The 12083-nt window shown below is 63.8% G+C and carries 15 protein-coding genes and 1 tRNA gene; 9 read left to right on the forward strand and 7 right to left on the reverse strand.

The window, feature by feature from the left end; translation table 11 throughout:
* The first annotated feature begins 416 nt into the window (after positions 1 to 416).
* Complete coding sequence (locus Q3C01_RS31120) at positions 417 to 626, forward strand: hypothetical protein (protein ID WP_458149110.1); 210 nt, start codon at positions 417 to 419, stop codon at positions 624 to 626.
* 47 nt (positions 627 to 673) lie between these two features.
* On the opposite strand, the gene Q3C01_RS31125 is transcribed toward Q3C01_RS31120, so the two are convergent.
* The 4 genes from Q3C01_RS31125 to Q3C01_RS31140 form a co-directional block, all read right to left on the reverse strand.
* Positions 674 to 1177, reverse strand: a complete 504-nt coding sequence (locus Q3C01_RS31125; RefSeq protein ID WP_458149111.1) for a DUF6496 domain-containing protein — start codon at positions 1175 to 1177, stop codon at positions 674 to 676.
* 70 nt (positions 1178 to 1247) lie between these two features.
* The gene (locus Q3C01_RS31130) at positions 1248 to 2030 is read right to left on the reverse strand and encodes an alpha/beta fold hydrolase (protein WP_458149112.1); all 783 of its coding nucleotides are present in this window, start codon (positions 2028 to 2030) and stop codon (positions 1248 to 1250) included.
* Positions 2031 to 2050: 20 nt separating this feature from the next.
* Positions 2051 to 3346 carry an O-acetylhomoserine aminocarboxypropyltransferase gene (locus tag Q3C01_RS31135; protein WP_458149113.1) on the reverse strand — a complete coding sequence of 432 codons (1296 nt, stop codon included), beginning with the start codon at positions 3344 to 3346 and terminating at the stop codon, positions 2051 to 2053.
* A gap of 100 nt (positions 3347 to 3446) precedes the next feature.
* On the reverse strand, positions 3447 to 4175 hold the full coding sequence (locus tag Q3C01_RS31140) for a helix-turn-helix transcriptional regulator (RefSeq protein ID WP_458149114.1): 729 nt from the start codon (positions 4173 to 4175) through the stop codon (positions 3447 to 3449).
* A gap of 201 nt (positions 4176 to 4376) precedes the next feature.
* Between Q3C01_RS31140 and Q3C01_RS31145 the strand changes: the two genes are divergently transcribed.
* On the forward strand, positions 4377 to 5264 hold the full coding sequence (locus Q3C01_RS31145; RefSeq protein ID WP_458149115.1) for a dienelactone hydrolase family protein: 888 nt from the start codon (positions 4377 to 4379) through the stop codon (positions 5262 to 5264).
* Positions 5265 to 5323: 59 nt separating this feature from the next.
* Here Q3C01_RS31145 and Q3C01_RS31150 read toward each other — a convergent pair whose 3' ends face one another.
* Entirely contained in the window at positions 5324 to 5965 is a 642-nt protein-coding gene (locus Q3C01_RS31150; protein ID WP_458149116.1) for a response regulator transcription factor, read from the reverse strand.
* A 369-nt stretch (positions 5966 to 6334) separates the two neighbouring features.
* Between Q3C01_RS31150 and Q3C01_RS31155 the strand changes: the two genes are divergently transcribed.
* The gene (locus Q3C01_RS31155) at positions 6335 to 6547 is read left to right on the forward strand and encodes a hypothetical protein (protein ID WP_458149117.1); all 213 of its coding nucleotides are present in this window, start codon (positions 6335 to 6337) and stop codon (positions 6545 to 6547) included.
* Positions 6548 to 6661: 114 nt separating this feature from the next.
* Here the strand turns inward: Q3C01_RS31155 and Q3C01_RS31160 are convergent, their stop codons facing one another.
* Both Q3C01_RS31160 and Q3C01_RS31165 read right to left on the reverse strand, forming a co-directional pair.
* Entirely contained in the window at positions 6662 to 7012 is a 351-nt protein-coding gene (locus tag Q3C01_RS31160) for a RidA family protein (RefSeq protein WP_458149118.1), read from the reverse strand.
* A 51-nt stretch (positions 7013 to 7063) separates the two neighbouring features.
* Positions 7064 to 7138 (reverse strand) — tRNA-Thr (locus Q3C01_RS31165).
* 319 nt (positions 7139 to 7457) lie between these two features.
* Here Q3C01_RS31165 and Q3C01_RS31170 point away from each other — a divergent pair.
* The 6 genes from Q3C01_RS31170 to Q3C01_RS31195 all read left to right on the forward strand — a co-directional run.
* Positions 7458 to 7625 (forward strand): hypothetical protein, encoded by a 168-nt coding sequence (locus Q3C01_RS31170; protein ID WP_458149119.1) that lies wholly within the window; start codon positions 7458 to 7460, stop codon positions 7623 to 7625.
* A gap of 41 nt (positions 7626 to 7666) precedes the next feature.
* A complete protein-coding gene (locus Q3C01_RS31175; protein WP_458149120.1) occupies positions 7667 to 9373 on the forward strand; it encodes an FAD-dependent oxidoreductase in 1707 nt (568 codons plus the stop codon).
* A 92-nt stretch (positions 9374 to 9465) separates the two neighbouring features.
* Positions 9466 to 9774 carry an EthD family reductase gene (locus tag Q3C01_RS31180; RefSeq protein WP_449378146.1) on the forward strand — a complete coding sequence of 103 codons (309 nt, stop codon included), beginning with the start codon at positions 9466 to 9468 and terminating at the stop codon, positions 9772 to 9774.
* Positions 9775 to 9986: 212 nt separating this feature from the next.
* On the forward strand, positions 9987 to 10496 hold the full coding sequence (locus Q3C01_RS31185; protein WP_458149121.1) for a hypothetical protein: 510 nt from the start codon (positions 9987 to 9989) through the stop codon (positions 10494 to 10496).
* A 122-nt stretch (positions 10497 to 10618) separates the two neighbouring features.
* A complete protein-coding gene (locus tag Q3C01_RS31190; protein WP_458149122.1) occupies positions 10619 to 11443 on the forward strand; it encodes an alpha/beta fold hydrolase in 825 nt (274 codons plus the stop codon).
* Positions 11444 to 11723: 280 nt separating this feature from the next.
* Positions 11724 to 12083, forward strand: a 360-nt coding sequence (locus tag Q3C01_RS31195; RefSeq protein WP_458149123.1) for a DUF2948 family protein, incomplete at its 3' end; no start/stop codon positions are given.

The raw sequence follows: 12083 nt of genomic DNA on the forward strand, positions 1-12083 counted from the left end.
GGAAGCGACGCCGTCCTTCGGACGGCTATGCCCGGGCATGACGACCTCTTGTGGAGCCCCGCGTGCGCCTCGCCTACCGCACGCGGAGCGAGATGATGTCACTGCGAGATCATCTCATTTCGCGAGATGGTGCATCGAGAGAAGCCCACACGCGCCTCCGCGCCAAATATGGATAGCCATTTTCATTGACCGGTCGCGTCAATCACCCGATATTCGGAGCATCGAAACTGCTTCGTGATGCCGAAAGCCGCAGAATGAGAATGACTAATCAGCGAGTTCAGAGCGACATGCGCAAGGGCATGACGCGTCGCTGTTTCTCTGCGGCGACCGGCCCCTGTTGTTGCTGCTAACTGTAGCACGCCCTCATCGCAAAATTCAAAGACAGGAACGCCGACATCCTCGGCGAACGAGCAGCCATGACCCAAGCCTACATCATTGAAGTCAACGACCGCACCGCCGGCATCATCGCGCGCGACGAGCGCGGCTTTCGTTTCTTCTCCTCCGAGCGGCTGTTCGACAGCCTCGAAGGCCGCCAGTTCCGTTCGGCCCGCGACGCCGAGCGCGCCGCACGCGCCGTCTTCTCCGAACGGCGCCACCTCCTGAACCAGTCGCTGCTGGCCATCTGACCCACGCATCCACTGTCGTCGCTTGTCCGGGCGACGTTGGAAAGGGATCAGCTCTGCCGGCGCTTGCGGGTACGCGCCGCCTTCTTTGCTGCGGCGGATCGGACCTTCGCGCCCTTGGTGCGGCTCGCCTTGCGCGCGGCTGCCGAACGCGACGCTGCGCTGCGCCGGCTCGCGGCGCGCTTGACTTGCTTCGAGAGCGAGCGGCGTGAGGCGGTCGAGCGCGGCTCCTTCTTCAGTACATTCTCCACGGCACGGGAGACGCGCGGGCGACGCTTCGGATGCCGTTTGCCCTGGCCGGCCTCATAGGCATATTTGGCGCTGCGGCGCGTCGCCTTCTTGGTGCGCCCCTTGCGGGGTGGCGGCAGGTCGACGCCGGCGCGGCGTGCCTCGGAAAGACCGATCGCGATGGCCTGGCGCGTCGAGCGCGCGCCGTGCTTGCCCTTGCGGATTTTATCGATCTCGTCCTTCACGAATTCGCCGGCCTGCGTGCTCGGCGATTTGCCTTCGCGCTTGTCCTCTCTGGCTTTGCGAATGATCTCTTGTCTTGGCATGGCTCAAGTTCCCTTCGGGATTGACGAGGGAGTCCTGACCGCAACGCGCAGAATGGCAGATTGATCCTCTTTAACCCCGCAACGCCGCGAGCAGCTCGTCGGGGCGCTCCGCCATGATCATGTGACCTGCGCCCGGCACTACGACCGTCTTCGCGTGCGCCATTGCGGCGGCCAGCGCCTTGCCGGCTTTAGCCGGCGTCATCATGTCCCGTTCGCCGAGGATGAGCGTGGTCGGCACCTTCACGGTACCGGCAGCCGCGAGCGCATTCGTATAGGAATTGCAAGCTGACAAATCCTTGAACAGCACGCCCGGCTCGCAGTGTTTCAGCACGGCCTGCGCTCCACCATGCATCCATAGACCCGGCGCGAGGCTGCCGCCGAGCTCGCCTTTGAACCCGAGGCCCCAGATCGAAACCATGTCGATCGCGTCCTGGTCGTTCGCCTCTGCGGCCTTCAACAGATCAGGCCCGACCGTCATGGTTGCGGCCGTGCCGATCAGGCTCAGCGCCGAGACCCTGTCAGGGTGGCGCGCCGCGGTCTCCAGCGAGATCAAAGATCCCATCGAGTGGCCGATCAGGTGCGCCTTCGCGACGCCGGCCGCGCCGAGCAGGGCCGCGGTCCAGTCGGCCATGTCAGCGATGCTGGACAGGGACGGCCCGGTCGAGCGGCCATGGCCGGGCAGGTCGGGGGCCAGCACGGAATGGCCGTGATGAGCAAACCAGCGCGTATGCAACGCCCAGGTCGAGTGATCAAAACCCGCGCCGTGGATGAACACGACGGCCGGCAGGGACTTGTCGAATTCGCGGCCGCCGGTTGCGACAAACACCTCGGCGCCGTTGACGGAGAGCTTCATGGCTTCAGACCTTTTGGCTTTCAGACCTTTTGCGAGATGCGCAGCGCTTGGGCGAGATCGTCGATGATGTCGGAGGATGTCTCGATGCCGACCGACAGCCGCACCAGCTCCTCTCCGATGCCGGCCGCCTTGAGCTGCTCGGCATCCATCTGCTGATGCGTGGTGCTCGCGGGATGGATCACGAGCGTCTTGGCGTCGCCGACATTGGCGAGATGGCTGATCATGCGCAGCTGCTCGATGAACTTGCGCCCCGCAGCACGGCCGCCCTTGATACCGAAGGAGACGATCGAGCCGGCCCCGCGCGGCAGCATCTGCTTGGCGAGCTGATGGTCCGGGTGGGTCTCCAGCGAGGGGTGCAGCACCCAGTCGACGGCCTTGTTGGACTTCAGCGCGTCCAGCACGAGATGCGTGTTCTGCATGTGACGGTCCATGCGAACGGGCAGCGTCTCGACGCCCTGCAAGAGCTGGAACGCATTGGTCGGCGACATGCAGGCGCCGAAATCGCGCAGGCCTTCGGTGCGCGCGCGCATGATGAAGGCGGCGGTGCCGAACTGCTCGTCGAAGACCATGCCGTGATAGCCGGCATAGGGCTCGGTGAGCACCGCGAACTTGCCCGACCCGCGCCAGTCGAAGCGGCCGCCATCGACGACCGCGCCGCCGATCGCAATGCCATGGCCGCCGATCCACTTGGTCGCCGAATGCATCACGATGTCGGCGCCGAGCTCGATCGGCCGGCTGAGATAGGGCGTGGCGAAGGTATTGTCGATCAGCAGCGGAATTTTCGCATCATGCGCGATACCAGCGACCTTCGGGATATCAAGGACTTCCAGCCCCGGATTGCCGATGGTCTCACCGATCACGAGCTTGGTGTTCGGCCTGATCGCGGCTTGGAACGCATCGTGGCCACGCGGCTTCACGAATGTCGTGGTGATGCCGAAGCGCGGCAGCGTGTGTGCGAGCAGATTGATGGTACCGCCATAAAGCGAGCTCGACGCGACGATGTGGTCGCCGGCACCGAGGAGTGTGGCGATGGCCAGATGCATTGCCGCCTGGCCGCTGGCGGTGCAGATCGCGCCGACGCCGCCTTCCAGCGCCGCAAGCCGCTCCTCCAGCACGCTCGTGGTCGGATTCGAGATCCGCGTGTAGATGTGGCCGGCGCGCTCCAGATTGAACAGCGCCGCTGCGTGGTCCGTATCCTGGAACACATAGGACGTGGTCTGATAGATCGGCACCGCACGGGCCCCGGTCGCGGGATCCGGATGCTGGCCCGCATGCAGGCTCAGGGTTTCGAAGGCAGGCGGCTTGGGTGCGGGCATGCTTGGCCTCGTTGGTTTGGCCTCGTTGGTCGGTCGGCGGGGATGGCCGTTGTGCCACAAATCGACGCGAGGCGTCAGCCTGTACGTCGACCGGGCCGGATTACGGCGAGATGATGCGGTCGCGCATGGCGATCATCACGGCCTGCGTGCGGGTCGCCGCGCCGAGCTTTTCGCAGCAGCTCTTGATGTGGGCCTTCACCGTACGTCCCGTGATGTTCAGCGCGTCGGCGATCTCATCGGAGGATCGGCCAAGCGCCGCCTGCGTCAGCACCTCGCGCTCACGCAATGACAGTACGAGCCGCGGCGCATCCGGCAGGCCCCGCAGCCGCAGCGCCCGGTCGAACGCATAGAGTGCCATGAGATGGAGCGCGGGCAGTTCGCGTTCCGGCAGATTGATCGCGGCGCCGCCGAAATAGACCTGCCCCATCCGGCCCGCGGGCGAGGCGACCGGGATCATGAAGCCGTCGACCATTCCGAAGTCGCGGGCGCGCCGCACCAGCTCGGCTGCGCGCGGCTCCCGCTCCGGATCAAAAGGTGCTTCCCTGAACCAGCGGAACGGCCGGACCGTCGCCTTGCAATAGCGCAGCGCCGGATCGTCCCACACATATTGCGCTTCGGAATACATATCCAGGAAGCCGGCCGGCAGCCGTTCCGCGAGCACGGCGTTGCGCGCAGGCTCTGTCGTCAGCGGGGCGACGTAGGCGCAGCAGAAATAGTCGAAGCCGTGCTGACCGAGCGCGCGGCCCATCGCGTCGAGAATGCTAGCCGCGTCGGGAAGCCTCCCGACCGTCTCGACGAATTCGAACGCGCGAGTGCGGATCACGTCCATTCAGGATCCCCCGACCGGGCTTTGACGGGTCGGCGCTGTGCGACCGGCCCACGCATCGAGTTTAGGACGCCGATTCAGCGCTCGCAACCAGCAGAGGCTAACGTCACGCCCGCGAGTCCTCGCAGGCTGGTGACTTGCGTTTCGGTCTCAAATTACCGATGAAATCCCTCGCGCTCGAACTTCAGACAAGGGACAAGCCGAATGACTGCCGAAACCACTATGACTGCCGACGTAATTGGGTTGACGAAGCCCGCTCCGGTCTCGCGCCGCGCCTTCATGAGCGCGACCGCCGCGGTTGCCGCGGGTTATACGCTTGCCGCGGGACCTGTCCGCGCCGAAGTCATCACCACCGACACGACGGGCCTTCAGGCCGGAGACGCCCAGATCAAGGTCGGCGAGGGTGAAATGCCCGGCTACTATGCACGACCGGCCGGCGCCAGCCGTCCGCCGGTGGTCCTGGTGGCGATGGAGATTTTTGGCCTCCACGAATACATCAAGGACGTGACGCGGCGCCTCGCCAAGCTCGGCGCACTGGCGATCGCGCCCAATTATTACTTCAACAAGGGCCGGGACCTGACCGAGATCACCGACATGAAGGAGCTCCTGCCCATCGTCAACGCAAAGGCGGATGCCGAGCTTTTCGCCGATCTCGACGCCACGGTTGCCTGGGCCGCCTCGCAGGGCGGCGATACCAACAGGCTCGGCATGATCGGATTCTGCCGCGGCGGGCGCTACGTCTGGGAATACGCCGCCCATAGCGATGCGCTGAAGGCCGCCGTTGCCTTCTACGGCTCGCTCGTCGATCCTGCCAATCCGGTATGGCCGAAGAGTCCGCTTCAGCTTGCACCCGAGATGAAGGCGCCCGTGCTCGGCCTCTATGGCGAAGCCGATACCGGCATTACGGTCGCCCAGGTGGAGCAGATGAAGGCTGCGCTCGCGCAGAACAAGAAGACGGCCGAGTTCAAGATCTACAAGGACGCACCGCACGGCTTCCACGCCGACTACCGCGGCAGCTATCGCAAGGAGGCTGCGGAAGATGCCTGGGCCCAGGCGCAGGCCTGGTTCAGGAAATACGGCGTGCTGGGCTGAGGAAAGCTAACATCTTGCCTAGCGTGCGGGCGGCGTCATGCGCCGCCCGCCGAGCTTGCTTACTTGCTCGCCCGTGATCCATCGTTCCCCGGGCTGGAGATACCGAGCCGCTGGGCAATCGTGACGAGTTGAGCCACCGATTGAACGTTCAATTTCTCCATGATCGCCTGGCGGTGCGCTTTGATCGTTCGCTCCGCGCAGCCAAGTTCGCGCGCCGCATGCTTGTTTCTTTTGCCCTGTACAATGATCTCGAAGACCTGCCGCTGACGCGGACTCAGCGTCGACAGCCGAGCCCGAAGCGCCTCCAGTTCACCGTTTCGCGCGCGTTCCGTCTCGTGGCGCGCCATTGCCGCTTCGATTGCGCTCAGTAGCTCTATGGAGCTGACTGGCTTGGTGAGGAAGTTGTCGGCTCCCGCCTTGATCGCCTTCACCGTGAGGCCGATGTCCGGGTAGCCGGTCAGAAACACAATGGGCAGCGTCGAGCCGAGCTCGGTCAAACGGCCTTGAAGCTCAGGACCGCTCAAGTCAGGCATCCGGACGTCCAGAAGAATGCAGCCACCGGCATCTGGGTCTGGCGGCTGATCCAGCAACTGCTGAGCCGATGCATAACTGACGACGCGGTAGCCCGTGTTCTCTAAAAGTCGCTGGATAGCTGTTCGGAATGACGCGTCGTCATCCACGACATGGATGATGCCGCGCATGTTTCTCCTGGGACGAAAAGTAGCTGTGCTTGCCTGTTATTCTTGTTTGTCCGTACAGCGCCTTCACGCCCGGCCAAGGTCTCCTTGCAAGTCTCCTTGGATGTGATCTATCGATTCTGGATTGTCGAAGGCTAATTAAATCTATGAAAGCTGAGAAGCGATCTTTTGTTCGCGAATGTCTGCCATGTGCGCGATCAAGCCAAGTGGTTCTCAATTACCGATGAAGAGCAGAGATGGTTCGCATCAGTTGAATCGCGGTCGTGCCGTCGATAGCGTGCCGCTTTTTCTTTCCGCAAATTAACGAGGCTTCGGCGCACAAGGCGGATAGAACGGCGGGCGGCGGGGCTTCTTAAAACCAAGACGACCATTGTGAAGTTTGACGAACAGGAACGCGGTGCGCTGAAGCGTGCCGGCTTTTCCGTCGCGGACGACTACGAAGCGGCCTACCTCGAAGCCCTCGTCGCGATCGGAGCGCACGACGACGAGACCTTGTGGTTGACGATTACTTTGCCGAACTCCACGCGCGTCGTGTGCGCCTTGCCGCGCGATGAGACGATCGTCGCCATCGATGAGAACGGCTGACGCCCGTGCTACTTTGCATGGGGTTGTTTTCGACATTTTGGTTGGGAGCGAGTCCGGCGCCGGTCTCGCATCTGCCGGAGACCATCGTGGGATGGGCTCGCCGACTGGTACGGCCTAGCGGCGGGCGGCGATCGCCGTCAGCTCCAGCTTGACGCCCGGGCCGAGATCCGCGACGCCGACCGCGGCACGCGCCGGCAGATGTTCCGCGGTGAAATAGCGCTTCCACACCTGGTTGAGCGCCGTCTTGTCGGCGAGATCGGTCACGTAGATCGTCACCTGCAGAACGCAGGAGAGATCGGAGCCCGCCCCTTCAAGCAAGGTTTTCAACTGGCGAAACACGTCGTCGGCCTGGCCCGACATGTCGAGCCCGGCATCCTCCGGAACGACGCCGCCGAGATAGAGCACGCCATTATGCTCGACGATCTCGTGGAGCAGTCCTTCATAGGGCAGGGAACGTTTGATCAAGATGGCATCCGTGAGGTGCAGGACGAGACATGGTCGGCGAATGGGGAAGACTGGTGCTGCCGGACAGGATTGAACTGTCGACCTCTCCCTTACCAAGGGAGTGCTCTACCACTGAGCTACGGCAGCAGATGCTGGCAAAGAATCGGCCGCGACATGGGCCGGCCAAGCGGGGCGATGTCTGCCACAAGCCCCCCTTCTGTGCAAGCGCGCATGCCCCGCGAAATCGATAAATCGGCCCGATCGCGCAGCCAAAGCGTCCAATTCGACCCGAAATGACCCGGTTTGGGGCGATTTGGTTCCGGAAGAAATCCCCAGCCAACTGGCCAGTTGGCCGCAACCCTGAATTCGACCAAATTCTGGCGGCTTCGTTGCTTCCGTCGGCACTGCCCCTTGAGCTGTCCTCGTGCGATGGCATTCTACCGTCGACCATGATGATGGGCCCGTAATGACCGAAGACAACGACAAGACGCGAGCGGGGGACACCCGGCAGGATCGGCTGAAATCGGCGCTGCGCGAGAACCTGAAGCGGCGCAAGGCGCAGGCGCGCGAGCGCGCCGCGCCGGCCGGTCCCTCGCGGGAGGACGAACCAACCCCGGATGAGGAGATCCGGTAAGGCCGGCAGCTGGATTTTTCTTGGATTGAGTGAGAGCGGTGATGGCGCAGGACGGACCGGAACGAACCGACAGGGACACGCTGATCTCGCAGTTCTCCCGCCCCGAGCAGACCTTTCCGACGCTGACCCCGGCCGAGATCGAGCGCCTGCGCCAATTCGGTGAGATCAGACATTACAAGAGCGGCGAACTGCTGTTCGAGACCGGCAAGCGCGGGCCGGGCATGTTCGTCGTGCTGTCGGGCCATGTCGCCATCACCCAGCGCGACGGGCTTGGTCACGTCACGCCGGTGATCGATCAAGGACCCGGCCAGTTTCTCGCCGAACTCGGCCAGCTCTCCGGGCGGCCGGCGCTGGTCGATGGCCATGCCGAGGGCGATGTCGAGACGCTCCTGATCGCGCCGGATCGGCTGCGCGCCCTGCTGGTCGCAGAAGCCAATCTTGGTGAGCGCATCATGCGCGCGCTGATCCTGCGCCGGGTCAGCCTGATCCAGGGCGGCGTCGGTGGCCCCGTGCTGATCGGCCCGTCGCATTCGGCCGGTGTGGTGCGCTTGCAGGGTTTTCTCACCCGCAACGGCCAGCCGCATCACCTGCTCGACCCTGATAGCGAGCACGATGCGGCCGAGCTGATCGCCCGCTATTCGCCCAAGCCCGAGGACTGGCCGCTCGTCGTCACCGCTGACGGCATCGTGCTGCGCAATCCGACCGAGAGCGAGCTGGCGCGTGCCATCGGCATGATCGGTGGTCCCCGCGGCGAAAAGATCTATGACGTCGCGATCGTCGGCTGCGGACCGGCCGGACTTGCAACCGCGGTCTATGCGGCCTCCGAAGGCCTCTCGGTCGCCGTGCTCGACACCCGCGCCTTCGGCGGCCAGGCCGGCGCGAGCGCGCGCATCGAGAATTATCTGGGGTTTCCGACTGGCATTTCCGGCCAGGCGCTCGCGGGCCGCGCCTTCACCCAGGCGCAGAAATTCGGCGCCGACATCATGATCCCGATGTCGGCGAAGTCGCTGGATTGCTCGCGCAGTGCCGGCACCTTTTCGCTGGCGCTCGACTGCGGCGACACCTTGCGCTCGCGCGCTGTGGTGGTCGCGAGTGGCGCGCGTTATCGCCGGCCGGAAATCGAGAATCTGGAAAAGTTCGAGGGCCGCGGCGTCTGGTATTGGGCCTCGCCGGTCGAGGCGCGGCTTTGTTCCGGCGAGGAGGTCGCCCTGGTCGGCGCCGGCAATTCAGCGGGGCAGGCCGCCGTGTTCCTGTCGGGCCATGCGAAGCGAGTACTGATGATCATCCGCGGCGGTGGGTTGGGGGCCAGCATGTCGCGCTATCTCATCGAGCGCATCGAAGCGACGCCGAACATCGAATTGATTTTCAACACCGAGATCACGGCGCTCGAGGGTGACGAGGCCTCGCTACTGCGGCGCATCCGCTGGAAGAGCCGGCTGTCGACCGACGAGGACGCCGCCGAAATTCGCAATCTTTTCCTGTTCGTCGGTGCCGATCCCGCGACCGGGTGGCTCGACGGCTGCGGTGTAACGCTCGATCGCGGTGGCTTCGTCGTCACTGGCGCGCAGTCCGAACTGAATCAGGGCCGGCTCGTTGCGCCGCTCGAAACCTCTGTGCCCGGCGTCTATGCCGTCGGTGATGTGCGCTCCGGCTCTGTCAAGCGTGTCGGCGGCGCCATCGGCGAAGGCGCGCAGGTCGTGGCTTCCCTGCACGGCTTCCTCGGCGACGCCGCGAAACCGGCGCTTTGATCTGTCTTATGGTCCATCCCCTCATCCTGAGGAGCTTGCGCGCCTTCTCACCAGGAGGGTTTAATAGTGAGACAACATAATGGGAGGACTAAATGGCTGAACTCGTCGTGCTCTACAAGACGCCCAAGGATGCTGCGGCTTTCGACAAGCATTATGCCGAGATTCATATTCCGCTGGCGAAGAAGCTTCCTGGCCTGAAGAAGTATGCGGTGAGCAAGGGGCCGGTCGGGACACCCGCCGGTCCGTCGCAATTCCACCTGGTCGCGATCCTGACCTTCGACAGCGTCGGCGATATCCAGAAGGCGTTTGGTACGCCTGAAGGCAAGGCGGCGGCGGCCGACGTTGGGGTATTCGCAACCGGCGGCGTCGAGATGCAGATCTTCGAAACGCGCGAGGTGTAAGCTTCGATTTCGGCGCCGGCGACCGATACTTCTCATTTGAAGCAAGACCGAGCGTCTGACGCCGCCAGTATGACACTCGTGCAAACCCATGCATGCATTTGCCGTGTCGAACGGCGAGTGCATGGCTTGGCGCGTGCGCGTAGCAACATCGTGTGTGGCAATCCGATGAGGGCCGTAATACCATTCTCCTGATCTAAGTGGGGAGAGTAGCCATGGTCCTTGGGTTGAGCCTGCCTGCCTTCACGATGCTCCATGTCATCATCAGTCTGGTCGCGATCGCTTCCGGCATCGTCGTGATGTTCGGACTGCTCGGCTCGAAGCGGATGCCGGGCCTCACCGCGATCTTCCTGCTGTTCACGATTCTGACCAGTGTCACCGGGTTCCTGTTTCCGTTCAAGGAGCTGTTGCCGTCGCATATGATCGGCATCCTCTCGCTGGTGCTGCTCGCGATTGCCTGCATCGCGCTTTACGGCGTGAAGCTTTCCGGCGTCTGGCGCCCGATCTATGTGGTCACGGCGATGACGTCGCTCTATCTCAACGTGTTCGTGCTGATCATCCAGTCGTTCCTCAAGGTGCCCGCACTGGCGGCGCTGGCGCCGGCCGTGCCGCCGGCTCCGCCGTCCGGCCCGGTGTTCGCGGTCGTGCAAGGCATCGTGCTGGTGTTCTTCGTGCTGGTGATCATTGGGGCCTGGCGCCGCTTCAGGCCGATGGCATTTGCTTGATTGTTTTCGTCATTCCGGGGCGAAGCGGTGCTTCGAACCCGGAATCTCGTTCAGCAACACCCGAATTCCGAGTTCGCGCTTAAGCGCGCCCGGAACGGCTCAAGAGCAAGAAGGGAGCAATCATGCCCACCATCACCACCACGGACAGCGTCGAGATCTTCTACAAGGATTGGGGCAAGGGGCAGCCGATCGTGTTCAGCCATGGCTGGCCGCTGTCGTCGGACGACTGGGACGCCCAGATGCTGTTCTTCCTCAACCACGGCTACCGCGTCATCGCCCATGACCGCCGCGGCCACGGCCGCTCCAGCCAGGTCGCTGACGGCCACGACATGGATCACTATGCCGATGATCTCGCTGCACTCACCGCGCATCTCGATCTGAAGAACGCCATTCACGTCGGCCATTCCACCGGCGGCGGTGAGGTCGTGCACTACATTGCCCGCCATGGCGAGAGCCGGGTGGCGAAGGCCGCGATCATCGCGGCGGTGCCGCCCTTGATGGTACAGACGCCGGCCAATCCCGGCGGCCTGCCCAAGGAGGTGTTTGACGGACTGCAGGCGCAACTCGCGGCCAACCGCTCGCAATTCTATCGTGATCTGCCGGCCGGCCCGTTCTATGGTTACAACCGTCCCGGCGCAAAGCCGTCGGAAGCGGTGATCCAGAACTGGTGGCGTCAGGGCATGATGGGCGGCGCGAAAGCGCATTACGACGGCGTCGTCGCCTTCTCGCAGACCGACTTCACCGAGGACCTGAAGAAGATCAACGTGCCCGTCCTCGTCATGCACGGCGACGACGACCAAATCGTCCCCTACGCCGATTCCGGACCGCTCTCGGCCAAGCTCCTGAAGAATGGCACGCTGAAAACGTACAAGGGCTTCCCGCACGGCATGCCGACCACGGAAGCGGAAACCATCAACGCGGACCTGCTGGCGTTTTTCAAGGGGTAGAGCGCCTCACTTCAAATCCACCCTGATCGCGTCGAAATGCGCTTGAAAGGCTTTCGGCTTTTTCGCGCGCGTCTTCGGTGACGCAGACTTCGTCGGCGAAGATCATGCCGCAGGCAATGGCTCTCGCGCCGGCGGCGATGCTGTGGGATGCCTCGGCGACGCTGACCGGGGAGGCGATTGCGATAGCCTCCGGATCACCGGCCGGATAGCCTTACAGAAACCGCCGCGGTCCGGCTGCGTTGAGGCGCAGCCCCGCGACGTCCATGTGAGGTGCAGATCGATGCCGCCCCAGCTCAAACTGATTGCGCTCGATGCCGACGACCTCGCCGTCATCTCAACCCATGTACAGGACGCGCGGGTGCAGACCTCCGACATCATCTGGCGACAGGGCGAGAAGCGGCTGGTGGTCGGCATGAACCGGCTGGACTGGGAGCAGACGCTGGACGGCGAGGCCGAGCCGCGCCGGCTGGTCTCCGCGCTCCGCTTCGACCGCGTGCTGGCCTGCAAGTCGCGCAATATCGACCTCGCCGCACCCGAGCGGGTTTTGGACCTCGTCGGCATCGAGTTTCACGGCCAAAACGCCCCTGGCGGCAGCGCGCTGCTCCTGTTCGCCCATGGCGGCGCGATCCGGCTCGACGTC

The organism is Bradyrhizobium sp. UFLA05-109, from assembly GCF_054185165.1.

Coding starts and splice junctions, on each gene's coding strand:
- Q3C01_RS31120 (WP_458149110.1), top strand. CDS start 417: ATGACCCAAGCCTACATCATTGAAGTCAACGACCGCACCGCCGGCATC.
- Q3C01_RS31125 (WP_458149111.1), bottom strand. CDS start 1,177: ATGCCAAGACAAGAGATCATTCGCAAAGCCAGAGAGGACAAGCGCGAA.
- Q3C01_RS31130 (WP_458149112.1), bottom strand. CDS start 2,030: ATGAAGCTCTCCGTCAACGGCGCCGAGGTGTTTGTCGCAACCGGCGGC.
- Q3C01_RS31135 (WP_458149113.1), bottom strand. CDS start 3,346: ATGCCCGCACCCAAGCCGCCTGCCTTCGAAACCCTGAGCCTGCATGCG.
- Q3C01_RS31140 (WP_458149114.1), bottom strand. CDS start 4,175: ATGGACGTGATCCGCACTCGCGCGTTCGAATTCGTCGAGACGGTCGGG.
- Q3C01_RS31145 (WP_458149115.1), top strand. CDS start 4,377: ATGACTGCCGAAACCACTATGACTGCCGACGTAATTGGGTTGACGAAG.
- Q3C01_RS31150 (WP_458149116.1), bottom strand. CDS start 5,965: ATGCGCGGCATCATCCATGTCGTGGATGACGACGCGTCATTCCGAACA.
- Q3C01_RS31170 (WP_458149119.1), top strand. CDS start 7,458: ATGACCGAAGACAACGACAAGACGCGAGCGGGGGACACCCGGCAGGAT.
- Q3C01_RS31175 (WP_458149120.1), top strand. CDS start 7,667: ATGGCGCAGGACGGACCGGAACGAACCGACAGGGACACGCTGATCTCG.
- Q3C01_RS31180 (WP_449378146.1), top strand. CDS start 9,466: ATGGCTGAACTCGTCGTGCTCTACAAGACGCCCAAGGATGCTGCGGCT.
- Q3C01_RS31185 (WP_458149121.1), top strand. CDS start 9,987: ATGGTCCTTGGGTTGAGCCTGCCTGCCTTCACGATGCTCCATGTCATC.
- Q3C01_RS31190 (WP_458149122.1), top strand. CDS start 10,619: ATGCCCACCATCACCACCACGGACAGCGTCGAGATCTTCTACAAGGAT.